We start from the raw sequence: 25,609 nt of genomic DNA on the forward strand, positions 1-25,609 counted from the left end.
AATGAATTATGAAGAAAAACTAAATTATTTAAAAAATAATTTAGAAGAATCTAAAGAAAAGAAGTATAAAGCAGAAGCTGCACTTGAACAACTAAATATTCAAAAGAATAGCTTAATAGAAGATATAAAAAAAGAAGGTATTGAACCTGATGAATTAGAAAATGAAATAATAAAGTTGAAAAATGAAATAGAAGCATTATTTAAAGAAGCTGAAAATTTAATTCCGAGGGATTAAAATGAATGTTAAAGATTTAGATATATATATTAATCAATTAGATAAAGATATAAATATTGAAAAAGGAAAAAAAGAAGTTATTTCAAAGAATTTAAAGGAAGTATCTAAGGAAATAAATAACTTAGTAGAAGAGGAAGAATTATTAAGTAAAGTAATGATATTATTTCAAAAAACATCTGAATATGGAAGACTTCAAGCTAAGACTCAAATCGAAGAGTTAGTAACTAAATGTTTGCAATTTATATTTGAAAGTAATATTGAATTTCAAATTGAAATAACAGAAAGCAGAAATATTCCACAAGCTGAGTTTTATGTAGTGTCACATTATAGTGATGGGTATTCTGTAAAGACAAAACCAGAGATAGCTCGTGGAGGGGGTGTAGTTGATATAATTTCAATTGCACTAAGGCTTGCCTTCATTCAGATACACAAACCTCAAATAGAGGGCCCTATCTTGTTAGATGAGCCTGGTAAACATGTAAGTGATGATTATGTTTTCAACTTAGGTGAATTTTTAAAACAGGCTTCAAAAATGTTTAGAAGACAAATAATTATGGTAACTCATAATACTTATTTATCTCAAATATGTGACAAATCACATACTATAAATATTAAAGATGGAATTAGTTTTTTGGAGAAAGTTGAGGAAGTATCTTAAATTTAATAGGTCTTCCTATATACATATTTTTTGTAAGATTGACTTATTTTTAAAAAAGATATAAAATAATTTTATACAAGTTTAAATATAAAATTTAAAATAAATAATTTGGAACTTGAAAATTTAATAGGGAGGTGTGTAACCGTTGCCAATTATGCTAAATGTATTGATTGTTATTATTTGCTGTTTAATCAGTGTAGCTATAGGTTATGCTGTTAGAAAATATATTGCAGAAGGTAAGCTTAATAATGCTGAAGAAATTGCAAGAAGAGTAGTAACAGATGCAGAACATGATGCTGAAACTAAGAAGAAAGAATTATTAGTTGAAGCGAAAGAAGAAATTCATAGATTAAGATCTGAACATGATAATGAAATTAAAATTAGAAGAAACGAATTACAACAATTAGAACAAAGAGTTTTATCTAGAGAAGAATCTGTAGAAAGAAAATCTTTGCAATTAGAGAAAAAAGAAGAAAAATTAACTAACAAAATTGAAAATTTAAAAGAAAAAGACGAAAAAGCTGAAGCTTTAGTAGTTGAAAGAGAAGAAGAACTTCAAAAAATTGCAGGGTTAACTGCAGATGAAGGTAAGCAAATACTTTTATCTGAACTAGAAAAAGAAATAACTCAAGAATCTGCACTTATAATTAAAGAAAATGAAGCTAAAATTAAAGATGAGAGCAACAAGTATGCAAGAGAAGTAATTGCACAAGCAATTCAAAGATATGCCGCTGATCAAGTTGCTGAGAGCACAGTATCTGTTGTAAATCTACCTAATGATGAAATGAAGGGTAGAATTATAGGAAGAGAAGGAAGAAATATAAGAGCTATTGAATCTCTAACAGGAGTAGATCTAATAATAGATGACACTCCAGAAGCAGTAGTACTTTCTTGTTTTGATCCTATAAGAAGAGAAGTAGCAAGAATAGCATTAGAAAGATTAGTTTCTGATGGAAGAATTCATCCAACAAAAATTGAAGAAACAATTGAAAAAGCAAGACATGAGGTTGATATAACTATTAAAGAGTCTGGAGATCAAGCAGCCTATGATGCAGGAGTTCATGGAATTCATCCTGAACTTATAAAGTATCTAGGAAGACTTAAATTTAGAACTAGTTATGGACAAAATGTTTTAAAACACTCTGTTGAAGTTTCACATATTGCAGGAATGCTTGCAAGTGAAATTGGAGCAGATGTAAAAGTTGCTAAGCGTGCTGGACTTTTACATGATATAGGAAAAAGTATAGATCATGAAGTAGAAGGACCACATGTAGATATTGGTGTTGAACTTGCTCGTAAATATAGAGAATCTGAAGCTGTTATTCATGGAATAGAAGCTCATCATGGAGATGTTGAAGCACATTCAGTAGAAGCTGTATTAGTACAAGCTGCTGATGCTATAAGTGCTGCAAGACCTGGAGCAAGACGTGAAACAGTAGAAGCTTATATAAAGAGACTTGAAAAACTTGAAGAAATAGCTGATTCCTTTGATGGAATTGAAAAATCTTATGCAGTTCAAGCAGGTAGAGAAATTAGAATAATAGTAAAACCTGAAGATATTTCAGAATCTGAAATAATTATACTTGCAAGAGATATAGTTAAAAAAATTGAGTCTGAATTAGATTTCCCAGGACAAATCAAAGTTAATGTTGTTAGGGAAACAAGAGCAATTGATTATGCAAAATAAATTATAACCTGCCATCTGGCAGGTTATTTTAATATATAAAGAATAATAGAAGGTGATTTTTTGATAAAAAGTAATTTATTAGATGATTTTTTAGATTATATGAAATCTACAAGGGGTTCTTCGGAATCTACTGTAAAAGAATATTATTATGACATTAGATTATTTCTAAGATTTTTAAAACAAAGAAGAGGTCTTGCAAAAGATATAGAATTTGATGATATATCAATAGAAGATATAGATATAGAACTTTTAAAATCAGTTAAAAAACAAGATATATATGCATTTAATGCCTTTTTAGAAAAAACTAGAAAAGTTTCAAATCGTTCTAAGTATAGAAAAATCTCATCTATTAGGACATTTTTTAATTATCTATCAGCAAAAGTTGACTTAATAGAATATAATCCAATAGAAAATATAGATATGCCTAAACTTGAGAAAACTCTTCCTGAATATTTAGATTTAAATGAAGCTTTAAATTTATTAGATACAATTAAAAATACAAATAAAAAAGAAATATATAAGACTAGAGACTATGCAATAGTTACTCTATTTTTAAACTGTGGAATGAGACTATCAGAACTATCTGGAATAAACTTAGATGACATATCAAATGATAATACACTTAGAGTATTGGGTAAAGGTAATAAAGAAAGGACTATTTATTTAAATAATGCATGTCAAGATGCATTAGAAGATTATATGAAGAATAGACCTGATATAGAAAGCAATGCTTTATTTTTATCAATGAGAAATAATAGAATGAGTAATAGGGCCATTCAACATATGATTGAAAAATATATAGTTGATACAGGATTAGATTCAAAAAAATATAGTGTTCATAAATTAAGGCATACAGCAGCAACTTTAATGTATCAATATGGTGGAGCAGATATAAGGTCATTACAAGAAATATTAGGTCATGAATCTATAACTACAACTCAAATATATACTCATGTAAGAAGTGAACAACTTAAAAATACTGTAAATAGTAATCCTCTTGCTAATATAGGTGAAGATGAGGATTAGTTATGCTGTTTTTTATTTAAATAACGTATAGGAGTGTATGTGTAAATGAATAAAATTTCTGAACTTCAAACACAGTATAGTTCAATGTTCGATAAAAGAAAAATTTGCTCTTATGATGTAGAACAAATTTTAGAACCAACACATTTAATAATGCATCAAAATTCAAGATTTTTATATTTTACAAAGGGAAAAGGAACAATAAAACTAAATGGGAAATCTTATGAAATACTTCCTAATTCTTGTGTTGCAATCATCCCTTGGGAAATAAGTGAAGTTACAGAAGTATTAGAACCTCTTCAATTTATAAAGGTTATTTATAATTTTAACTTTTTAAATGAAAATATAAAGGCTTCTTATAGTCCTTTAAGTGAAGAAATGAATTTTTTACAAGAACTCTCAGAATGTCCAATAGTATATTGTGACAAGAAGGAAGCTGAAAATTTATCTATTATACTTAATGATATCAAAGAAGAAGTTGGAGTGGAGTCTTTACTTGATACAAAACAGCATAAAATCTTATCAAATATATATATAACTAATAAAATTATAGAGTTTTTAATTCATTATATAAGGATTAAACATAAAACCAAGAATTTAGATTGTATAGACAGTTCAAATATATCTCAAGAAGATAAATCATCTATTTTTAAATATTTATATTCACATTTAAGAGAAAAACAAACTCTAAAATCTATATCATCATTATTCTATATATCAGAATCTACACTTTCTAATTATTGTGTAAGTATTACTGGAAATACTTTTCATGATCTATTAGATGAAATGCGTCTTGTAAAGACTATGGATTTTTTAATGTATTCTGATTTTTCTCTAAACATGATAGCTGAAATTGTAGGTTTTGGCGATGCATCTCATTTGTCTAAATTTTTCACTAAAAGAATAGGTACCACTCCTAGAAAGTATAGAAAGATCAATCAAAATGTTGTCAATATTTTAAATTCAGAAGAAAAGAATATAACTTATGATTTAATTATGTATATTAAAAATAATTTTCTAGAAAATTTAGATGAAAAGTATTTATCTGAAAAATTTTCAATGTCTATTTCAGAAATAAATAAAATATTATTATTTAATGTAGAGATGAATGTAGATGATTTTCTCAAGTATTTGAGAATAAATTATGCATGTAAGTTACTAAAAACTACCAATTATACCATATTGAATATTGCAATAATGGTTGGATACAATAATGTAAAAACTTTTAACAACCACTTTTATTGCTTGAAAAAAATGAGACCAACTGACTTTAGAAGAGATGTAGAAATTCAAGTATAGTCATCAATTTTAAAAATTTAATGGATTATACAAAAATATTCATTGTATTTTCCCAGATTAAGAAATTATTTATGGGTATAATATTAATGTAAGAATATTTAGTAGAATATATTAGTTTTAACAAGGAGGTTAAAAATAATGTCTGTAATTAATGTAACTAGTGAAATTAAACCTTTAAAAAAAGTATTACTTCATAGGCCAGGAAAAGAATTATTAAATTTAACTCCTGAAACATTAGAAGAATTACTATTTGACGATATTCCATTTTTAAAAGTAGCTCAAGAAGAGCATGATGCTTTTGCTAAAATCTTAAAAGATAATGGAGTAGAGGTAGTTTATCTAGAAGACTTAATGGCTGAAACACTAAAAGCTAATGAAGGTCTTAGAGAACAATTTTTAAAACAATTTATTAAAGAAGCAGGAATAAAAACAGAAAGATACCAAAAAATGATTTTTGATTTCTTTAATGCTATTAAAGATGATAAGGAATTAGTTCTAAAAACTATGGAAGGCGTTAACATTAACGAACTCAAAATCGAAAAATCTAACTCTTTAGTTGATTATATGAATGATTCAAATTCAATGATGATTTTAAATCCAATGCCTAATCTTTATTTCACAAGAGATCCTTTTGCATCTGTTGGTGATGGAGTAGTTTTAAATAGAATGTATTCAGTAACTCGTAATAGAGAAACAATTTATGCTGATTATATTTTCAAATATCATCCAGAATACAAAGGAAAAGTAGAATTACTTTATAATAGAGATCTTCCTTTCCATATTGAAGGTGGAGATGTGCTAAATATTAATGATAAAGTTCTTGCAATAGGTATTTCTCAAAGAACTGAAGCTGCAGCAATAGATCAACTTGCTAGAAATATTTTCTTTGAATCAAATTCAAAAGTAGAAGAAATACTTGCTTTTGATATACCAGTTACAAGAGCATTTATGCACTTAGATACTGTATTTACACAAATTGATACTGATAAATTTACAATTCATCCAGCAATTTTAGGAACATTAAGAGTATTTAAATTAACTAAAGAAAATGATGATGTTAAAGTTGTTGAAATGCATGATACTTTAGAACATGTTCTAGCAGAAGCACTAGGTCATCCAGTAGATTTAATTCTATGTGGTGATGGTGATGCAATAGTAGCAGCTAGAGAACAATGGAATGATGGATCTAACACTTTATGTATTAGTCCTGGAACTATTGTAGTTTATGAAAGAAATGATGTAACAAATGAAGTTCTTAGAAAGAAAGGACTTAATCTTATTGAAATGCCAAGTGCAGAGTTATCAAGAGGACGTGGCGGCCCAAGATGTATGTCAATGCCTCTAGTAAGAGAAGACTAATAGAAGAATTTTAAATATAAATTTAATATAGATGGAGTGATTAAGAATATGCCTATTAATTTACAAGGAAAGAGTTTTTTAAAACTTTTAGATTTTTCAACAGAAGAAATTTTATACCTTTTAGAATTATCTAAAGAATTTAAGAAATTAAAACTAACAAGAACACCACATAGATATCTTGAAGGAAAAAATATAGTTTTATTATTTGAAAAAACATCAACAAGAACTCGTTGTTCCTTTGAAGTAGCTGGATATGATTTAGGTATGGGAGTAACATATCTAGAACCAGGTTCTTCTCAAATGGGACATAAAGAATCTATTGCAGATACAGCAAGAGTACTTGGAAGATTTTATGATGGTATTGAATATAGAGGTTTCTCACAAGATCTTGTTCAAGAATTATCTGATAAGGCTGGAGTTCCTGTATGGAATGGTTTAACTGATGAATTCCATCCTACTCAAATGCTTGCAGATATAATGACTATTGAAGAAAACTTCGGACGTCTTAAAGGACTTAACTTAACTTATATGGGAGATGCTAGAAACAATGTAGCGAACTCATTAATGGTAGTAAGTGCAAAACTTGGAATAAACTTTACAGCTTGTGGACCTAAAGACTTAATGCCAAAAGCTGACTTAGTAGAAACTTGTAGAGAGCTTGCAAAAGAACATGGAAGTACAATTACTCTAACTGAAGATCCAAAAGAAGGAGCAAAAGATGCTCATGCAATTTATACTGATATTTGGGTTTCAATGGGTGAACCTGCTGATGTTTGGGCAGAAAGAATTAAACTTCTTGAACCTTATAGAGTAACACAAGAATTGATGGATTTAGGAGCTAAAGGATGTATTTTCCTTCACTGTCTACCATCTTTCCATGATACAAATACTAAAGTTGGTCAAGATATTGAAAAACAATTTGGAATTAAAGAAATGGAAGTTTCAGATGAAGTATTTGAATCTCGTCAATCTAAGGTATTTGATGAAGCTGAAAATAGAATGCATACAATTAAAGCAGTTATGTATGCTACTTTAAAATAAAAATTAAATTTAAAATAAAAATTAAAATTGAGGGATTTTATGAGTAAAAGAATAGTAATAGCTCTTGGTGGTAATGCACTAGGAAATAGTCCAGAAGAACAGCTAGAATTAGTTAAAAATACAGCAAAACCTATTGTTGATTTAGTTAAGGAAGGCTATGAAATTATGATTGGACATGGAAATGGCCCTCAAGTTGGTATGATTAACCTTGCGATGGAATATGCATCGCAAGGTGATATCAATACACCTTATATGCCTTTTCCTGAATGTGGTGCTATGAGCCAAGGATATATAGGATATCATTTACAACAAGCTATAGGAAATGAGTTAAAAAAACAAGGTATTGATAAAACTTGTGCAACTGTAGTTACACAAGTAGTAGTAGATAAAAATGATAATGCATTTAAAGATCCAACAAAACCAATAGGTTCTTTCTATTCAAAAGAAGAGTCTGAAGCTATTGCAAAAGAAAAAGGATATACTTTTGTAGAAGATGCAGGAAGAGGATATAGAAGAGTGATTGCTTCACCAAAACCTGTTGAAATTGTTGAATCTAATGTAATTGAAAAAATTGTAGAAGAAGGAAATATTGTTATAACAGTTGGCGGTGGTGGAATACCAGTTATTGAAACTGAAAATGGACTTGAAGGAGTTCCAGCAGTTATTGATAAAGATTCATCAAGTGCTAAACTTGCAATGGATTTAGAAGCAGATATATTAGTAATACTAACAGCTGTTGAAAAAGTAGCAATTAATTTTAATAAACCAAATCAAGAAGAATTATCTTCAATGACACTTGAAGATGTAGAAAAATATATTAAAGAGGAACATTTCGCTAAAGGTTCGATGTTACCAAAGGTAGAGGCATGTAGAAATTTTGTTCAAAATAGCAAAAAAGATGCAGTAGCTATAATTACTTCTTTAGAAAAAGCTGCTGAAGCTATTAGTGGAGAAACTGGAACAGTAATTAAAAAATAGTACTAGAACAGGAGTGAGATAATGGATACTAAGAAAAAAAAGAAATCATTATCAGCCTTTAGTATACTCTTTATAATTTTATTTGTAATTTTTATAATTTCTAAATTGTTAAATGGAATGGGATTTGATCCCATTGAAGATAGAATTACTGGTGAGATGGTGTCTCAAGTAACTGGTGCAAAAATATCAACACTAGTAATGTCACCATATAATGGATTCGTTGATGCTATTGATATTTCAATATTCGTACTTGTACTTGGAGGTTTTTTAGGAATAATTCAATCTACAGGTGCACTTGAAGCAGGAATTCATTCATTAGTAAAGAAAAGAAAAGGTAAAGAATTAAGTTTAATAGTTATCTTAATGATACTATTTTCAATAGGTGGTACTACTTATGGTATGGCAGAAGAGACTGTAGCTTTTTATGGTATAATTACTATGGCTATGGTTGCTGCAGGATTTGACTCATTAGTTGCTGTTGGAACAATATGTCTTGGAGCAGGTGCAGGAGTTTTAGGTTCAACAGTAAATCCATTCTCTATAAGTGCTGCAGTTGATGCTTTAAAAGGTGTTGGAATAGATGCCAACCAAAAAATCATATTACCAATAGGAGTTGTTCTTTGGATAGTAACTCTTATAATTTGTATCTTTACTGTTACAAAATACGCTAAAAAAGTTCAAGAAGATAAGGGATCTACTCTTTTATCTTTACAAGAACAAGAAGATATGAGAAATGAATTTAGTTTATCTGATTCAGAAAAACTTGAATTTACAGGAAAACATAAAGCAATTTTAATTGTTTTTGCTATAACATTTATAGTAATGATTGGTTCACTAATTCCTTGGAAAGATCTTGGAGTTAATGTATTTGATGGATGGTCTTCTAAACTAACAGGAGAAGACTATGGAGACTGGTACTTTGGTGAAATTGCAATGTGGTTCTTTATTATGGGAATTGTCACTGCAATAGTTGCTGGTATGAGTGAAAAAGAAATAGTTAATGAATTTATTGCAGGAGCTGCAGATATTCTATCAGTAGTATTAATTATAGTTGTATCACGTGCTGTATCTGTATTAATGAGTAGTACACATATAGACGCTTTAATCCTTGATAGAGCTGCTAAAGCATTGTATGGACTAAGTCCTATAATCTTTGTAATAGGATCTTATTTATTATATCTATTCTTATCATTCTTAATACCATCTACATCAGGTCTTGCATCAGTTTCAATACCTGTAATGGGTGGACTTGCATATGCATTAGATATGAGCCCTGAAGTTATGATTATGATATTCTCAGCTGGATGTGGACTTATTAACTTAATTACACCTACATCAGGAGTAGTTATGGGTGGTCTTGAAATGGCTAAAGTAGAGTATTCAACTTGGGTAAAATTTGTTACGAAACCAATGTTAATAATTGCCGTAGTAAATGTTGTAATACTATGTGCATCAATGCTAATGTTTTAAGATAAATATTTAAAGTCACTAGTTTTCTAGTGGCTTTTTTTATATTTAAAATTATATGTTATTATATAGTAAAAAGGAAATGGAGATAATAATGAATTTAAACTTTGATACATATAATTATAAGTATAGTTCAAATAGAAATGTAGTCTATTCTAATAGAGGAATGGTTGCAACAGGAAACCCTATGGCATCTCAAGCAGGCTTAGAAGTGTTAAAACAAGGTGGAAATGCTTTTTCAATTATATATTATAATGATAAACTCTATGGACTAAATAGTTCAGGAGTATCACCAGAGTTATTAACAGCAGAAAAAATTAAAAACTTAGGATATAATAAAATTCCCTTTGAGGGACTAATTCCAATAACAGTACCAGGACAAGTAAAAGCATGGTCTGAAATGTCAAATAAGTTTGGAAATGTAGATTTTGAAAAGCTATTAAAGCCAGCAATTGATTATGCTGAAAATGGATATATAATTCAACGCTAGTAGGTCATTTATGGAAAGAAGAATTTAAAAGGTTTTATAAAGTTAAAGATGATTCTATATTTAATGAATGGTTTAAAGTTTTTTCTAAAAATAATGCGCCATTAAAAGCAGGAGAATATTTTAAAAATAAAGATTTAGCTGAAAGTTTAAAAGAAATAGCTAAAACTAAAGGTAAAAGTTTTTATAGTGGAGCAATAGCTTATGAGATAGATGATTTCATGAAAAAAAAATGGAGGATATTTAAGAAAAAAAGATTTAGAAAATTTCTCTAGCCAATGGGTAGATCCAATATCTACAAACTATAAAGGTTTTGATATATGTGAGATCCCACCTAATGGTCATGGAATTACAGTTCTTATTGCATTAAATATATTAAAAAATTTAGATATAGAAAATTTAAACTCTGTAGAATCTATTCATAAACAAATAGAAGCTTTAAAACTTGCATTTATTGATGTAAAAGAATATGTTGCTGATAAAAATCATATGACATATAGCATAGATTACTTATTATCTGAGGAATATGCTTATAAAAGAGCAAATTTAATAAAAGATAATGCTATCCTTCCAACTATAAGTAAACCTCAATCAGGAGGTACTGTATATTTAGCAACAGCTGATAAGTGGGGGAATATGGTATCTTATATTCAAAGTAATTATACTCAGTTTGGATCTGGGATAGTAATTCCTAATACAGGCATATCTTTACATAATAGAGGATGTAATTTCTCATTAAATGAAAAATCAGATAATTATATTATGCCTAATAAACGTCCATATCATACAATTATTCCAGGATTTTTAATGCATAATGATAAAGCTGTAGGTCCTTTTGGAGTAATGGGAGCTTTTATGCAACCACAAGGTCATTTACAAGTATTGCTATCAACTATAATTGAGGGGTTAAATCCTCAAGATGCTTTAAATAAGCCACGTTGGCAATGGGTAGGTGATAAGATTATTGAATTTGAAGATAGTTATGATAAGGATATAATCAATAGATTAAATGATATAGGACATAATACAATAATTAAAAAAGATTCATCAACTTTTGGAAGAGGACAAATTATATGGAAAAATGATGCAAATATATATTGTGGTGGATGTGATCCTAGAACAGATTCAAATATAGCAATTTGGTAATCTTAAGAAGAATAATAGAATTGTTTAAAAATTAACAAACTTATTAAAAATAAGTAATTAATAATATATTTGAGTAAGTGTTAATTAAATATAAGATATAAGAATAATATAAAGAATATATTTATCATAAATTAAAGTTATTAATAATTTATATAGATAAATATATTATTTATTTATTTTAATTTTATTTTATTATTATTAAACTCATTATAATAAATAAAAATACTTATAGAATATAGTAATTATTAACAAATTTGAAAAAATCATAAAATAGCTAAAAAAGTGAAAATTTAAGAGAACTGGTCAAAAATATTTTAAATTAGTCACAAAATTATTATTTTGTGACTAATTTAAAAGACCTTTTTTAGACTATTTATCACTATTCCTCTTCTAAAATTTTTATAATTATATTTTTTTGCTACTTCTCTATTTCGTGCAAGATAAAAATATAATTATAATAGATCTAAATAATTATAAAATAATATTTTTTAAATTCAGATATAATTAAAAGGTTAAATATATTTATTATATAAAATATTAACCGCTTCTATTATTACAATTAGTTAATAGTAAATTTTAAAAATATTACAAACATAAGTTTCAAACGTATGCTCTTTTATTTTTTGAGATTAAACAAATGTTTGAAGAGATTATATTGTTTTGATATAATGTAGTTAAACTTTATTAAATTGATGTTTTAATATAAAGGAGAAATTTTATGTATGAAGATTTAAATCAAAGGCAAATTGCAATTTTACTCTATATAAAAAAAGCTATTGATATGAAAGGATATCCCCCTACTGTTCGTGAAATATGTAAAGAATTAAATATTAAAAGTACTTCAACTGTTCATGCTAGTTTAGAAAAGTTAGAAACAAAGGGATATATAAGAAAAGATGCAACAAAGCCTAGAGCTATTGAAATATTAGATCCAAGTGATGATTTTTTAATGATTAAGAAAAAAACTGTGGATATTCCGGTGATTGGACGTGTAACGGCAGGAGAACCTATTTTAGCATATCAAAATATTGAGGATACCTATCCTATACCAGCAGAGTTTGCAGCCTCTAAAAACCTATTTATATTGAGAGTTTCTGGAGAGAGTATGATAAATTCTGGAATTTTAGATGGAGATTTTGTAATAATCGAAAAAAAAGATTATGCAGAGAATGGAGATAAGGTTTTAGCTTTAATAAATGATGAAGCAACTATAAAAACTTTTTATAAGGAAAAGGGATATTATAGATTACAGCCAGAAAATGATTTTATGGAACCTATTATTTTAAATGAAGTTAAAATTTTAGGAAAAATTGTTGGATTGTATAGAAAAATATAAAAGGTACTTAAGATAAATTTATCTTAAGTACCTTTTATATTTAAATTTATTATTTAACTCCTAAAAATCTAGATATGACAATTTTTTGTGCTTCAGATGTTCCTTCATAAATTTCTGTAATTTTTGCATCTCTCATCATTCTTTCGACATGATTACCTCTTAAATATCCATATCCTCCAAATAATTGAACAGCAAGTCTAGTTGAATCATTTGCAATTTCAGAACAATAAAGTTTTGCCATAGCAGCTTCTTTAGCATAGTTTTTACCGTCATCTTTTAAAGTTGCTGCTCTCCAGATTAAAAGTCTCCCAGCATCAATTTTTGTTTGCATATCAGCAATTTTAAATTGAGTATTTTGAAATGCAGATAATTTTTGATTAAATTGCTCTCTTTTGTTTACATACTTAATAGCTTCATCAAGAGCTCCTTGAGCTATTCCTATAGATTCTGCAGCTATTCCAATTCTACCAGTATCAAGAGTTCCTAAAGCAATCTTTATGCCATCTCCTTCATTGCCTAAAATTGAATCCTTATGGACTTTACAATCTTTTAAAAATACTGCTGATGTAGAAGATCCTCTTATTCCCATTTTCTTAAGAGGTTTTCCAACTCTTATTCCTGGATTATCAGGTTCTACTAGAAAAGCAGTAATTCCCTTAGTTCCTTTATCAGCATCTGTTACAGCAATAACAATATAAAGATCATTATGTCCAGCATTAGATATAAACATTTTTCTACCATTTATAATATAGTAATCTCCATCTTTAATTGCAGTTGTTTTTTGATTTGTGGCATCTGTTCCTGCTTGAGGTTCTGTTAATAGAAAAGCAGCTATTCCTTTAGATGTTAAAATAGGTAAATATTTTTCTTGTTGTTCTTTATTTCCATATTTTATTAAAAGATTAATTCCAATAGATGAATGTATAGATACAATAGTAGCCGTAGTAGCACATACTTTTCCTATTTCCTCTAAAGCTATAACATAGGACATTGTATCTCCACCTTCACCACCAAACTCCTCGGGGAATTGTGATCCCATTATTCCTGCTTTAAAAAGTTTAGGTATACTTTCTTCTGGAAATCTTTCGTTTTCGTCTATTTCTTGAGCAATAGGTTTTATTTCTTTCTCGGCAAATTCTTTTGCCATTTGTTGTACAAGTTTATATTTTCCAGTTAATTCAAACATATAGACATCTCCTTTTCATATTTAAATAACTAATAAATCTTTATCGTATGATTTAAAAATTTCTCCAATGGAAGAATATCTAATCTTAATATCTTTGTTAATTATATTTACAGAGATAGGAAAATTTAATAGTTCATTATTAGTTTCACACTTAACTTCAAGTTTATTGTCTTTTATATTTATATTTTCTACATTATTTATTAAAGGTAAATTTAGTTTTTTAGATATATCTTCTTGAATTTCTAAATTATCTTTTCCTGTAATTAAAATACTTGGTTCAAATTCTTTGATTTTTTCTATTAAAGTCTCTTTTGTATAACTTTCATCTTTAAATAATATACCTTGATCTACGCCAATAGAATAAGCTTCTCTAATTAAAAGTTCATCATTAGATCTAGATAAAGCTATAATATTAGTGTCTTTTAATTGATCCTTTATACTTAGTGCCATCTCTAGTGAAGCTCTATCAAATTTGTTTATACTAGTATAGTCGCTATCTTTTTCTATAGAATTTTTTAATATAACAATATATTCATTTATTTACACCTCTTTATTGTAATTATAAAAACCTCTTCCTGTCTTCTTACCTAACCATCCCATAGTTACATACTGTTTTAATAGTGGACAAGGTTTATATTTCTCTTGACCAAAACCTTCGTACATAATATTCAATATATTATATACAGTATCTAATCCTATAAAATCAGCAAGTTCTAAAGGTCCCATTGGATGGTTCATGCCTCTTTTCATTATTTCATCTATTCCTTCTATAGAGCTAATTCCTTCATGAACACAGTATATTGCTTCATTGATCATTACTTGTAAAACTCTATTTGAAATAAATCCAGGAAAATCTTTAACATATACTGGATATTTATTGATTTTTTTAGATATTTCAAAAATAAAATTAAATGTTTCATCACTTGTTGCAAGACCTCTTATTAATTCCACAAGAGTCATAACAGGTACTGGGTTAAAAAAATGCATTCCTATAAATTTATCTGCTCTTTTTGTTTTAGAAGCTAATTCTGTTATAGGAAGTGATGAAGTATTTGATGCATATATACAATTATCATTAACTATATTATCTAACTCTCTAAATAAATCAGCTTTAATATCAATATCTTCTATAATTGCTTCAACTATTAGATCACAGTCTTTTGCGTCTTTTAAAGATGTAGAGATATTAATATTATTTAAAGTATTTACTTTATCTTTTTCACTTATTTTATTTTTTTGAATGTTTTTATTTAATATATTTTCTATAAATTCAATTCTTTTTTTTGGAGCATCTTCTATAGAATCATATAGATATACTTTATAGCCTGATTGGGCAAATGTTTGAGCAATACCTCCTCCCATTTGTCCTGCTCCTATAACCATGATATTAAGTTTTTTCATTATATCCCTTCTTATTCAACTTTTAATAAAATAGCATCACCTTGAGCAGAACCACTACAAATAGCTGCTATTCCATATCCGCCATTTCTTTGTTCAAGAGCATTTATTAAATGCATTACAATTCTTGCTCCTGTAACACCAATTGGATGTCCATAAGCTACAGCTCCTCCATCGACATTAACTTTATTTAAATCATAATTTGCGATTTTTTGACTTACTAGAACAACTGCAGCAAAAGCTTCATTTATTTCAAATAAATCAATTTCATCAATGTTAATATTATTTTTTTCAATAATTTTATTAATAGCATGTCCTGGAACAGTGGCTATATATTTAGCCTCTCTAGAAGCTTCTTGATAGTCTATTATAGTAGCAAGTACTTTTAAATTAAGTTCTTCTGCTTTATTTTTAGACATTAATACTAGTGATGCAGCTCCATCATTTATACCAGGAGCATTACCTGCTGTAATTAGAGAGTGTTCATCAAAAACTGGAGGTAATTTTGATAAAATATCATAATTTGTGTCTTTTCTTGGTGACTCATCTTTTGAAAAAATACCATTTTTAGTCTCTATTGGAAATACTTCATTGTCTAGTTTGTTATATTCTATAGCCTTTATTGCATATTTATGAGATCTTTCAGCCCATAAATCTTGCTCTTTTCTTGAAATATTAAATTCTTTTGCTATATCACTTCCATGTAGAGCCATATGTCTATTATAAAAAGGACACCATAATCCATCACTAATCATTAAATCTTTTACCGTAGAATCTCCCATTCTTGTACCAAATCTCATTTTATCTATTGCATAAGGAGTATTACTCATATTTTCCATTCCACCAGCGACTACAATATCTGATAAGCCCATAGAAATTCGAAAATAAGCTGATTGTATAGCTGATATACCTGAGCAACAAACTTTATTAATCAAAACAGATGGAGTTTCCCAACTAAGCCCAGCTTTTATTTGAGCTTGTCTTGCAGGCATTTGTCCAGAACCTGCTTGTAAAACTTGTCCGAAATACATATAATCTACTTCTTTAGGGTTAAGATTAATTTTATTAAGAGATTCTTTTATGGCCATAGCACCTAAGTCAACTGCTGAAAATTCTTTTAAAGCACCTCCTAATTTACCAAAAGGCGTTCTAGCGTAACTTACAATTACTACATCTTTCATAAAATCGCCATCCTTATATTCAAATAATGTAATATATCTTTGTATTAACAATGGTACCCATTAATTTGTATAATTATATACTATTTTAGTCTTATATAAAATATGTAGTATTTTAGACAATAAAAAAAGTCGGAATAAACCGACCTTCTTTAAATTAATTCATCTATATTTATTAAATTTTTATCTAAAAAACTTTGTAAAACTTTTATAAGCGCAAACTTAGCATGATAATAAGTAAGTCCACCTTGATAATAAGCATAATAAGGTTCTCTCATTGGTCCATCTGCAGAAAGTTCAATAGAAGATCCCTCAATAAAAGCACCAGCTGCCATAATGACTGGATCATCATATCCTGGCATATCCCAAGGTTCTGGAAGAAAATGTGCATCTACAGGAGATGCCTCTTGAATAGATTGACAAAAAGCCTTAACTTTTTCTGGATCTTTAAATTTTATAGCTAAAATAATATCAGATCTTTTATCTTCAAGAGATGGTGTACAATCATATCCTAAATTTGTGAAAATTTTAGTGAAAAGTAGAGCTCCCTTTATTGCATCTTCAACTACTTTAGGACTAATAAACAATCCTTGTAATATTTGTCTTGTCATTCCAAAACTAAGTCCACATTCTTTACCTATTCCTGGAGCTGTAAGTCTATTTGCAATTCTATTAATATAAATTTCTTTACCTACTACATATCCACCAGAAAATGCAAGTCCACCACCTGGATTTTTAATTAAAGATCCAGCCATTATATCGGCGCCAAAATCACTCGGTTCATATAAATCAGTAAACTCACCATAGCAATTATCAACAAAGATTATAACATCAGGAGCTATTTTTTTTATTCCTGCAATTGCTTCTTTAAATTCATCAGCAGTAATAGCACGTCTATCACTATATCCAGTAGATCTTTGAAGCATTATTACCTTTGTATTTTTTTGAAGTTTTTCTTTTATATTTTCAATTGAAATTTTATTATCTATAAGTTCAGCCTCTGAATATTCTATGCCTTGCTCAAGCATATTTCCAGGTTCGTTGCCAGTTATTCCTATTACTTTTAATAAAGTATCATAGGGAGTGCCAGAACCTGACAATACATGATCTCCATGTTGTAATACTGATAATAGTGCAAGTGATATAGCATGTGTTCCAGAAACGATATTTGGTCTTACTAAAGCATCTTCTGTATTAAAAATATTACTAAAAATACTTTCGACCTTTTCTCTACCTATATCTCCATATCCATAACCAGTAGTCCAGTTAAAATCTGTAGCAGCAAGTCTATTATCTTGCATAGCTTTTAATATTTTAACTTGATTATATTCGCTAATAAGTGATAAAGCATCAAACTTTTCATGTAATTCACTTTCTAAATTATTTACATAATCAACTACTTTTTCATCTATATTATAACTGTTAAATAATAAATCTTTATATTCTTTCAAAACTATCTCCTATATAATTATATATTTTTTCTTCTAAGTTTTTATCTAATCGATCAAACCACTTTATTCTATTATCTCTTCTAAACCATGTCAACTGTCTCTTAGCATAATGTCTAGAATTCTTTTTAATAAGATCTTTGGATTCTTCAAGTGTTATCTCATTATTTAAATAAGATATTATTTCTTTATATCCTATTGCTTTCATAGAAACAAGATTCTCGCTATAGCCATTATCTAATAAATCTTTAACTTCATCTACTAATCCTAATTGGAACATTTCATCAACTCTATTATTGATTCTTTCATATAAGAGAGCTCTATCCATATTAAGGCCAATCATTTTTAAATTATAATCTGTATTTTCTTCTCTGAAGTTTTTTGTCTCTTTTTTATCACTAAATTTAATTATCTCCAAAGCTCGTATAATTCTTTGTTTATTATTTTTATCTATTTTTTCAGAAGCTATTTTATCTAATTCCTGAAGTTGTTCATAAAGATAATATAGTCCCTTATCTGAAATAATATTTTCAAGGTAGTCTCTATACTCTTGATTAGGCTCAACATTTGAAAATGTTAAGTTATAAACTAAAGAATTTACATATAATCCAGTACCACCTACTACAATAGGAAGTTTATTTTTATAATTAATTTCTGAAATAATATTTTTTGCCTGATTTTTAAAATCAGAAACTGTAAAATTTTCATCAGGATCTACAATATCAACCATATAATGTTTTATATTAGTATTTTCAAGATTTATTTTATCTGTTCCTATATCCATTTTTTTATATATTTGCATAGAATCTGAAGATATGATTTCACCATTAAAATTTTCTGCAATATTAAGAGATAATTTTGTTTTTCCAATACCAGTTGGCCCTGTTAATATTAATAAATTTTCCATTTACATCCCCTCTCTAAGAAATGCTTTTTCTATATCATATTTGCTAAATTCAATAATAGTTGGTCTTCCATGAGGACATGTATAGGGATTATCACAATCTATTAAACTTTCAATTAAAGCATATATCTCTGAATTAGATAATACATCTCCTGCTTTTACTGCTGCTTTACAAGCTTTTCTCATGATTTTATAGGGATCTATTTCATAAGTTGATTTAATATCTCTATCAAGCATATTAATAGAGTCATATATGAAACTTATATTAGAAGGAGTACCAAAAATCATAGGAACAGTTCTTATTAAAATAGAGTTTTCACCAAATTCTTCAATTTCAAAGCCTAAAGAATTAAATAGTTCTATATTATTTTCTATTTTATTTTTTTCTTCAGCATTTACATTTATTATTTCAGGAGTTAATAACATTTGTTTATCAATTTTCGTATTTTCATATTGATATTTGAATTTTTCATACATAATTCTTTCATGTGCAGCATGTTGATCTATTAAATAACATTTTTCAGACTTGGAATTTTCAAGTACTATAAATGTTTTAAAAAGAGTTCCTATTATAGTAGTTTCCAATAGACTTTTATCAATTTTTGAATCTTCATTAGCAGGAATAATTTTATTATCATCAGTAACTATATTGTTATTTATAATATCGTCTTCAGCTTCATAGGAAGATGTAGTTTCTTTTAAATTATCTTGGAAAAACTCATCACTTTCTTTTATAAGTTCAATACTATCCTTAGAATCAATATTAGAAAAATCATAGGATTTTTTACTATTAAAATCATTTAATAAAAAATTCTCTTCAATTATAGGTTCATCTGTATCTTTTTCTGTAAACATTTCAAAAACAGTAACATTTTTTTTATTTTTACTATCAATTTCTTCAATAGGTTTTTCAATACTTCTATTAGGATATATAGAGTCTTCTATCATTTCACATAAAATAGCTATTAGATTATTTTCCTTAGATAGTTTAACTTCATGCTTTTTAGGGTGAATATTAACATCTACAAGAATTGGATCTATCTCTATATATAAAAGAAATACTGGATATCTATTTAATGGTATTAAAGAATAATATTCTTTTTCTAGTTTTCTTGAAATATCTAAATTTTTAACATATCGTCCATTTATATAAATATATTGGTGATTTCTATTAGAACGATATAATTTATTATTAGAAAAAAATGCTTTGATTTTATAGGATTCAGAATTAAAATTGTTTTCTATTAAGTTTGCAGCAATATCTCTACCAAGTATTGAATAGATATGGTTTTTAAGTTCAACATCTCTATTACTATTTAGCACGATTTTTCCATCTCTTATTAATTTAATAGATACATTATTATTCCCAAGTGCTATTTTTTGCACGACTTCATTTATATAATTAAATTCAGTAGTATCATTTTTAAGATATTTTTTTCGAACGGGAGTATTATAAAATACATCTTTAATATAGAAAGTTGTACCAATAGGAAGACCTATATTATTTTTAGAAATTATTTTTCCATTTTCAACAACAGCACGCGTTCCTACTTTAGAATCCTTTGTTTTAGTCATTACTTCTACATGAGAAATATGAGAAATACTAGCTAGAGCCTCTCCTCTAAAACCTAAGGAAACTATATTATATAAGTCTTCGACTTTTCTAAGTTTAGAAGTAGAATGTCTTAAAAATGCAATATCTAAATCACTTTCATCTATTCCATCTCCATCATCTGTTATTCTAATATACTCTCCAATAGATCCTTTTATTTCTATTACAATGTTTTTAGCATTAGCATCAATTGAATTTTCTAACAATTCTTTAATAATAGATGCAGGGTTTTCTATTATTTCTCCAGCAGCTATTTTTGAGATTGTCGCATCATCTAAAAGTTTTATACTCATTATATATCCCTTGATTCCTTTACTAGTTCATTAAGAAGATTTAATGCATCTATAGGTGAAATACTATTAATATTAATATTTGCAACTTTATTAATATATTCATCTTTTTTAACATCAAAAATTGACTTTTGCTGAATATCTACTAAAGAATTATCGTTTATTTTTTCTTTAAAATTACTATTTTCTTTATTTTCAACAACAGATAATATTTGAGATGCTCTTCTTATTATTTCATCGTTAATTCCTGCAAGTTTTGCAACTTCTATACCATAAGAGTTATTAGTAAATCCTTCAATAATTTTCCTTAAAAATATAATAGAATCTTCTGTTTTTTCAACCTCTATAGTTAAATTTTTAATATTATCAAATTTCTCACTTAATATTACAAGTTCATGATAATGTGTTGCAAAAAGTGTTTTTGCTTTAATATTTTTTGCAATATATTCTACTATGGCCCAAGCTATAGAAAGTCCGTCATAGGTACTAGTACCTCTTCCAACTTCATCAAGTATTAATAAACTATTTTTTGTAGCATTAGAAACAATATTAGATACTTCTTTCATTTCTACCATAAAAGTACTTTCGCCCTTAGCTAAATTGTCAGAAGCACCAATTCTTGTAAATATTCTATCTATTATAGATATATTTGCACTATCAGCAGGAACAAAGCAGCCAATATGCATCATAATAGTTATTAATGCAACTTGTCTCATATAAGTTGATTTTCCTGCCATATTTGGCCCTGTAATTATATGAATCATTTCATCACTATTATTTAAAAATGTATTATTAGGAACGAATAACTCACCTGTAAACTTAGCTTCTACTATAGGATGTCTTCCGTTTTTTATATCTATAATTCCACTATCATTTATATTAGGTCTAGTATAATTGTTATTTCTAGAAACTTGAGCAAGAGAAATAATAGAATCTATTTTAGCAATATTCTTAGCTGTTTTTTGAATATTAAAAATATTATCTACTAAAAAGTCTTTTAATTTATTAAAAATAGTTAATTGTAATTTAAAAGCTTCATCTTTAGAACCTAGTATTTTAGATTCCATCTCTTTAAGTTCCATAGTAAAATATCTTTCAGATCCAACAAGTGTTTGTTTTCTTATATAGTTATCTGGAACCATAGATAAATTTGCCTTCGTAACCTCTATGAAAAATCCTAATATTTTATTATATTTAATTTTTAAGTTCTTAATACCAGTTTTTTCTTTTTCTGAGTTTTCCAAATTTAATAACCAGTTTTTACCTTTTTCACTAGCTTCAAAAAGTTCATCTAATTCTTCAGAAAAACCAATCTTTATAAATCTAGAATCATCTGTAGTAACAGGAGGATCCTCTACTATAATACTATCTATCTCTTTTTGAATTTCTACTAATGGATTAATACTTGATGATAATTCTTTAAATAGATTATTATTACTGTTTTCTAGTAGTGTTTTTATATTATTTATTTCATATAAAGAATTTTTTAGAGAAACAATCTCTTTTGGATTGATATTTTTATTAGAAATTTTTACACTTAATCTTTCTATATCATATATATCTTTTAAGATATTTGTAATATCATCTAGTAAAATTAAATTACTATTAAATTCTTCAATTAAATTTAATCTATATTCTATTTCATCTTTATTATTAAGAGGAGCTTCAACCCATTTTTTAAGCTCACGTGATCCCATTGAAGTCTTTGTCTTATCAAGAATTTCAAGAAGAGAGCCAGATTTTGTATTAGTATTTAGTCCTTTTACTAACTCTAGATTTTTTTTAGAGTTTTCATCAAGAATTAAAAATTTATTTCTCTCATAATAAATAATCGTATTTAAATGATTTAGACTATGTTTTTGTGTCTTTATTAAATATTTTAAAAGTATATATATAGAAGATAAATCAGATAATTTATTTTCTTTTTCAATTTTTTCAATATTTTCAAATACTATCTCATTAATAAGAGATTTCTCTTCGCTATTAAAAACAATATTTTCTAACTCTTCTTCTTTAATCCTATTGATATAAAAATTTGATAAATTTAAAAAATTATTTATTTTATCATTAGAAATTTCATTTATTAATATTTCTGGTGGATTAATTCTATATAGTTCATCTGCAATAAAATCTATAGCTTCATCTATTTCAAAATATGCTTTAGATGTAGTATATAATTCTCCTGTACTATAGTCTGTATAGCTTAAATAAACCATATGACTTTTTACAATCATACTTAATAAATAATTATTTTCATCTTGTTTTAAATAGTCAAAATCCGCAAGTGTTCCAGGAGTTACAACCTTAGTAACATCACGCTTAACTATCCCCTTAGCTAGAGCAGGATCTTCTAGTTGATCGCATATTGCAACTTTATAACCTTTACTTATAAGTTTTGATATATAAGTATTTGCAACATGATAAGGAATCCCACACATAGGAGATTTGCTATTTGCTCCTGTAGATCTTTTAGTAAGAGCAATTTCAAGTTCTTTAGAAGCAATGATAGCATCTTCAAAAAACATTTCATAAAAATCTCCAAGTCTAAAAAATAATATAGAATCCTTATATTCCTCTTTAATACTTAAATATTGTTTCATCATTGGAGTTAGATTTTCTTTAGTCAATTTGTTCACCTACTAATGCAAAAGTATTTGCATCTACAATTTTCACATCTATAGTTTTTCCTATTAAACTTTCATCTCCAGGAAAAGAAACTAATTTAAATTCACTAGTTCTTCCTATGACATTACCTTTTTTAGAAGTGCTTAAATCTTCTACAAGTACTTTAACAATTTTATTTATAAAGGCTTTATTTTTTTCTAATTGAATTGGATATAATACATCAAGTAATCTTTCAAATCTTTCATGTTTTATATTTTCAGGAACTTGCTCACTAGATTTTGCAGCCTTTGTGCCCTCTCTTAGAGAATAGATAAAAGTAAAAGAGGTATCATACTCTACTCTTTGGACTAAATCTAAAGTTTCATTAAAATCTTCTTCTGTTTCTCCAGGAAAACCTACCATTATATCTGTGCAAAGAGCAATATCAGGATTTATTTTTTTGATTTTTTCTATTTTTTCTAAATATTCTTCTTTAGTGTATCTACGATTCATTTCTTTTAATACTTTAGTAGATCCAGCTTGAACAGGAAGATGTAAAAAATTACATAATTTATCTAAATCCTTAAAGGCATATATTAGCTCATCTGAAATATCCTTAGGATGAGATGTCATAAATCTTATTCTTTCAAGTCCTTCTATATCGTTGATTTTGTATAATAATTTTGTAAATGTCATATCAGAATTAAGACTTTTACCATAAGAATTAACATTTTGACCTAAAAGTGTAATTTCCTTAGTTCCATTTTTAACAAGATCTTTAACCTCTTCAATAATTTCATAAGGATCTCTACTTACTTCCCTTCCTCTAGTATAGGGAACGATACAGTAAGTACAGAAATTATCACATCCATACATAATATTTACATAAGATTTATAAGAATATAATCTATTAGCTCCTAATTTGTCATCTATATTTTTGAAGTTTTCTTCAATGTCCATAGATAATTTTTTTCCACAATAATTTTTATAAAGTAATTCTGGGAATTTATAAATATTATTTGTACCAAATATTATATTTACATTTTCAAATTTTTCTAATACATATTCTCTAGATTCATCTCTTTGCATCATACATCCACAAACGGCAACTTTTATACTAGGTTTAGTTTGTTTTAGATGTTTTAGTCTTCCAATTTGACCATATACTTTATCCTCTGCAGAATGTCTTATAGAGCATGTGTTTAATATTACTAAATCACATTCTTCTTCATTTTCAGAAAAAATATAACCCATTTTTTCAAGTAACCATCTAATTTTCTCAGAGTCATGTTCGTTCATTTGACATCCATGTGTTACTATTTTTGCTACTTTATTATTAGTATAATTATTTCTTAGTTTTCTTATATATTCTTCAATATTTTCATTATAATCATTAATTAAATTTAAATTTTCCATATTAAAACCTCACATCCATAATATTTAATTATATTATGAAAAACTCACCATTACAATCATCTATAATATTAAATAAAAAACGACAATAGACTTTAAAATCTTTTGCCGTTTATATTATTTAAAAATTCTTTTAAATTGAATTTGATTTACTGTATTCATCAGCAATTTTTAAAAATTCTTTAGTTGATTTTTTCAAATATCTATATTTTTTATAGAAAAATGAAATTTCTCTTCCTGAGTCAATAGACTCTAATTTATAAAAATTGATATTTTTATTTTCTTCAACATTTTTTATTAACAAGTCACTGACAAAGGATATACCCATACCAAAACAAGTTAAATTGTATGCTGTTATTTGTTGATCTAATTCTAAAAGTATATTTGGAGAGATATTTTCTCTACTGCATATTTTTTCAGATCTTTTTCTAGTATCATTACCTTCTTTTAAAAATAAGAAGAAATCATCTTTAAATAGTTCTAAAGGCACTGTTTTAACATTATTATTTAAATAATTTCCATTTAAAATATCTTCATAAGGTATTTGATATTTTTGTGCAATATTATTAGATTCAAAACTTTTCGGTACTGCTAAAATAATATTATCTTTTGAATAAAACTGTTGGTGATAAACTTCAGTATCAAAATCAAAATTATCAATAACTACATCAAGTTCACCATTATATAAATACTTTTCTAAATTAGAAGTATTAGTTTCTACAATATTTAATTCAATTTTAGGATATTTTTTAGAAAAAATCGAAATAGGTAGTTGCAGAATAGGAATTTGATATTTAAGGATACTTATCCCCAATTAAAATCTTTAATGGGCAAATAAAATAGCTAAATTACTAAGTTGC

General features: G+C 27.0%; 22 protein-coding genes and 1 pseudogene. 13 read left to right on the forward strand and 10 right to left on the reverse strand.

What is annotated here, in order from left to right:
- Nucleotide 1 precedes the first annotated feature (1 nt).
- The 13 genes and pseudogenes from J2Z71_RS05235 to lexA all read left to right on the forward strand — a co-directional run bounded on the left by J2Z71_RS05235 (nucleotide 2) and on the right by lexA (nucleotide 12,716).
- Entirely contained in the window at nucleotides 2-235 is a 234-nt protein-coding gene (locus J2Z71_RS05235) for a hypothetical protein (RefSeq protein WP_210060799.1), read from the forward strand.
- 1 nt (nucleotide 236) lies between these two features.
- Entirely contained in the window at nucleotides 237-893 is a 657-nt protein-coding gene (locus tag J2Z71_RS05240) for an ATPase (RefSeq protein WP_210060800.1), read from the forward strand.
- A 145-nt stretch (nucleotides 894-1,038) separates the two neighbouring features.
- Nucleotides 1,039-2,580, forward strand: a complete 1,542-nt coding sequence (gene rny / locus J2Z71_RS05245) for a ribonuclease Y (RefSeq protein ID WP_425351665.1) — start codon at nucleotides 1,039-1,041, stop codon at nucleotides 2,578-2,580.
- Nucleotides 2,581-2,640: 60 nt separating this feature from the next.
- On the forward strand, nucleotides 2,641-3,606 hold the full coding sequence (locus J2Z71_RS05250; RefSeq protein ID WP_210060801.1) for a tyrosine recombinase XerC: 966 nt from the start codon (nucleotides 2,641-2,643) through the stop codon (nucleotides 3,604-3,606).
- 45 nt (nucleotides 3,607-3,651) lie between these two features.
- Nucleotides 3,652-4,902, forward strand: coding sequence for an AraC family transcriptional regulator (locus tag J2Z71_RS05255; RefSeq protein ID WP_210060802.1), 1,251 nt, complete (start codon nucleotides 3,652-3,654; stop codon nucleotides 4,900-4,902).
- Nucleotides 4,903-5,040: 138 nt separating this feature from the next.
- A complete protein-coding gene (gene arcA / locus J2Z71_RS05260; protein WP_210060803.1) occupies nucleotides 5,041-6,261 on the forward strand; it encodes an arginine deiminase in 1,221 nt (406 codons plus the stop codon).
- A 48-nt stretch (nucleotides 6,262-6,309) separates the two neighbouring features.
- Nucleotides 6,310-7,302, forward strand: coding sequence for an ornithine carbamoyltransferase (gene argF, locus J2Z71_RS05265; protein ID WP_210060804.1), 993 nt, complete (start codon nucleotides 6,310-6,312; stop codon nucleotides 7,300-7,302).
- 39 nt (nucleotides 7,303-7,341) lie between these two features.
- Entirely contained in the window at nucleotides 7,342-8,280 is a 939-nt protein-coding gene (gene arcC, locus J2Z71_RS05270; RefSeq protein ID WP_210060805.1) for a carbamate kinase, read from the forward strand.
- Between the two features lie 21 nt (nucleotides 8,281-8,301).
- The gene (locus J2Z71_RS05275) at nucleotides 8,302-9,750 is read left to right on the forward strand and encodes a YfcC family protein (protein WP_210060806.1); all 1,449 of its coding nucleotides are present in this window, start codon (nucleotides 8,302-8,304) and stop codon (nucleotides 9,748-9,750) included.
- Nucleotides 9,751-9,841: 91 nt separating this feature from the next.
- The gene (locus J2Z71_RS09010; protein ID WP_280954010.1) at nucleotides 9,842-10,237 is read left to right on the forward strand and encodes a gamma-glutamyltransferase; all 396 of its coding nucleotides are present in this window, start codon (nucleotides 9,842-9,844) and stop codon (nucleotides 10,235-10,237) included.
- A 56-nt stretch (nucleotides 10,238-10,293) separates the two neighbouring features.
- Nucleotides 10,294-10,509: a gamma-glutamyltransferase gene (locus J2Z71_RS09015; RefSeq protein WP_342590802.1), complete on the forward strand. Its 216-nt coding sequence runs from the start codon at nucleotides 10,294-10,296 to the stop codon at nucleotides 10,507-10,509.
- Nucleotides 10,472-11,380 (forward strand): annotated as a pseudogene (locus J2Z71_RS09020) (gamma-glutamyltransferase family protein); the annotation flags it as partial. The gene J2Z71_RS09015 and the pseudogene J2Z71_RS09020, both read left to right, overlap by 38 nt.
- A gap of 718 nt (nucleotides 11,381-12,098) precedes the next feature.
- Nucleotides 12,099-12,716, forward strand: a complete 618-nt coding sequence (gene lexA / locus J2Z71_RS05285) for a transcriptional repressor LexA (protein ID WP_210060807.1) — start codon at nucleotides 12,099-12,101, stop codon at nucleotides 12,714-12,716.
- A gap of 49 nt (nucleotides 12,717-12,765) precedes the next feature.
- Here the strand turns inward: lexA and J2Z71_RS05290 are convergent, their stop codons facing one another.
- The 10 genes from J2Z71_RS05290 to J2Z71_RS05335 form a co-directional block, all read right to left on the reverse strand.
- Entirely contained in the window at nucleotides 12,766-13,902 is a 1,137-nt protein-coding gene (locus J2Z71_RS05290) for an acyl-CoA dehydrogenase family protein (RefSeq protein ID WP_210060808.1), read from the reverse strand.
- A 21-nt stretch (nucleotides 13,903-13,923) separates the two neighbouring features.
- Complete coding sequence (locus J2Z71_RS05295; RefSeq protein WP_342590803.1) at nucleotides 13,924-14,442, reverse strand: adenine nucleotide alpha hydrolase family protein; 519 nt, start codon at nucleotides 14,440-14,442, stop codon at nucleotides 13,924-13,926.
- Entirely contained in the window at nucleotides 14,443-15,303 is an 861-nt protein-coding gene (locus J2Z71_RS05300; RefSeq protein WP_210060809.1) for a 3-hydroxyacyl-CoA dehydrogenase family protein, read from the reverse strand.
- A gap of 11 nt (nucleotides 15,304-15,314) precedes the next feature.
- The gene (locus J2Z71_RS05305) at nucleotides 15,315-16,481 is read right to left on the reverse strand and encodes an acetyl-CoA C-acyltransferase (RefSeq protein ID WP_210060810.1); all 1,167 of its coding nucleotides are present in this window, start codon (nucleotides 16,479-16,481) and stop codon (nucleotides 15,315-15,317) included.
- Between the two features lie 149 nt (nucleotides 16,482-16,630).
- Complete coding sequence (locus J2Z71_RS05310; protein ID WP_210060811.1) at nucleotides 16,631-17,929, reverse strand: methionine gamma-lyase family protein; 1,299 nt, start codon at nucleotides 17,927-17,929, stop codon at nucleotides 16,631-16,633.
- The gene (miaA, locus tag J2Z71_RS05315; protein ID WP_210060812.1) at nucleotides 17,916-18,833 is read right to left on the reverse strand and encodes a tRNA (adenosine(37)-N6)-dimethylallyltransferase MiaA; all 918 of its coding nucleotides are present in this window, start codon (nucleotides 18,831-18,833) and stop codon (nucleotides 17,916-17,918) included. The genes J2Z71_RS05310 and miaA overlap by 14 nt, the downstream gene beginning before the upstream one ends.
- Nucleotides 18,834-20,735, reverse strand: coding sequence for a DNA mismatch repair endonuclease MutL (gene mutL / locus J2Z71_RS05320; RefSeq protein WP_210060813.1), 1,902 nt, complete (start codon nucleotides 20,733-20,735; stop codon nucleotides 18,834-18,836).
- Entirely contained in the window at nucleotides 20,735-23,368 is a 2,634-nt protein-coding gene (mutS, locus tag J2Z71_RS05325) for a DNA mismatch repair protein MutS (protein ID WP_342590799.1), read from the reverse strand. The genes mutL and mutS overlap by 1 nt, the downstream gene beginning before the upstream one ends.
- Entirely contained in the window at nucleotides 23,352-24,752 is a 1,401-nt protein-coding gene (gene miaB, locus J2Z71_RS05330) for a tRNA (N6-isopentenyl adenosine(37)-C2)-methylthiotransferase MiaB (RefSeq protein WP_210060814.1), read from the reverse strand. Before miaB ends, mutS begins: the two co-directional genes overlap by 17 nt.
- Nucleotides 24,753-24,882: 130 nt before the next feature.
- Nucleotides 24,883-25,563 (reverse strand): LysR family transcriptional regulator substrate-binding protein, encoded by a 681-nt coding sequence (locus J2Z71_RS05335; protein ID WP_210060815.1) that lies wholly within the window; start codon nucleotides 25,561-25,563, stop codon nucleotides 24,883-24,885.
- Nucleotides 25,564-25,609: the final 46 nt, after the last annotated feature.

Origin of the sequence: Peptoniphilus stercorisuis (assembly GCF_017874395.1) — a bacterium.
Classification (GTDB): Bacteria; Bacillota; Clostridia; order Tissierellales; family Peptoniphilaceae; genus Anaerosphaera; species Anaerosphaera stercorisuis.

Coding starts and splice junctions, on each gene's coding strand:
- J2Z71_RS05235 (WP_210060799.1), top strand. CDS start 2: ATGAATTATGAAGAAAAACTAAATTATTTAAAAAATAATTTAGAAGAA.
- J2Z71_RS05240 (WP_210060800.1), top strand. CDS start 237: ATGAATGTTAAAGATTTAGATATATATATTAATCAATTAGATAAAGAT.
- J2Z71_RS05255 (WP_210060802.1), top strand. CDS start 3,652: ATGAATAAAATTTCTGAACTTCAAACACAGTATAGTTCAATGTTCGAT.
- arcA (WP_210060803.1), top strand. CDS start 5,041: ATGTCTGTAATTAATGTAACTAGTGAAATTAAACCTTTAAAAAAAGTA.
- argF (WP_210060804.1), top strand. CDS start 6,310: ATGCCTATTAATTTACAAGGAAAGAGTTTTTTAAAACTTTTAGATTTT.
- arcC (WP_210060805.1), top strand. CDS start 7,342: ATGAGTAAAAGAATAGTAATAGCTCTTGGTGGTAATGCACTAGGAAAT.
- J2Z71_RS05275 (WP_210060806.1), top strand. CDS start 8,302: ATGGATACTAAGAAAAAAAAGAAATCATTATCAGCCTTTAGTATACTC.
- J2Z71_RS09010 (WP_280954010.1), top strand. CDS start 9,842: ATGAATTTAAACTTTGATACATATAATTATAAGTATAGTTCAAATAGA.
- lexA (WP_210060807.1), top strand. CDS start 12,099: ATGTATGAAGATTTAAATCAAAGGCAAATTGCAATTTTACTCTATATA.
- J2Z71_RS05290 (WP_210060808.1), bottom strand. CDS start 13,902: ATGTTTGAATTAACTGGAAAATATAAACTTGTACAACAAATGGCAAAA.
- J2Z71_RS05300 (WP_210060809.1), bottom strand. CDS start 15,303: ATGAAAAAACTTAATATCATGGTTATAGGAGCAGGACAAATGGGAGGA.
- J2Z71_RS05305 (WP_210060810.1), bottom strand. CDS start 16,481: ATGAAAGATGTAGTAATTGTAAGTTACGCTAGAACGCCTTTTGGTAAA.
- miaA (WP_210060812.1), bottom strand. CDS start 18,833: ATGGAAAATTTATTAATATTAACAGGGCCAACTGGTATTGGAAAAACA.
- mutL (WP_210060813.1), bottom strand. CDS start 20,735: ATGAGTATAAAACTTTTAGATGATGCGACAATCTCAAAAATAGCTGCT.
- miaB (WP_210060814.1), bottom strand. CDS start 24,752: ATGGAAAATTTAAATTTAATTAATGATTATAATGAAAATATTGAAGAA.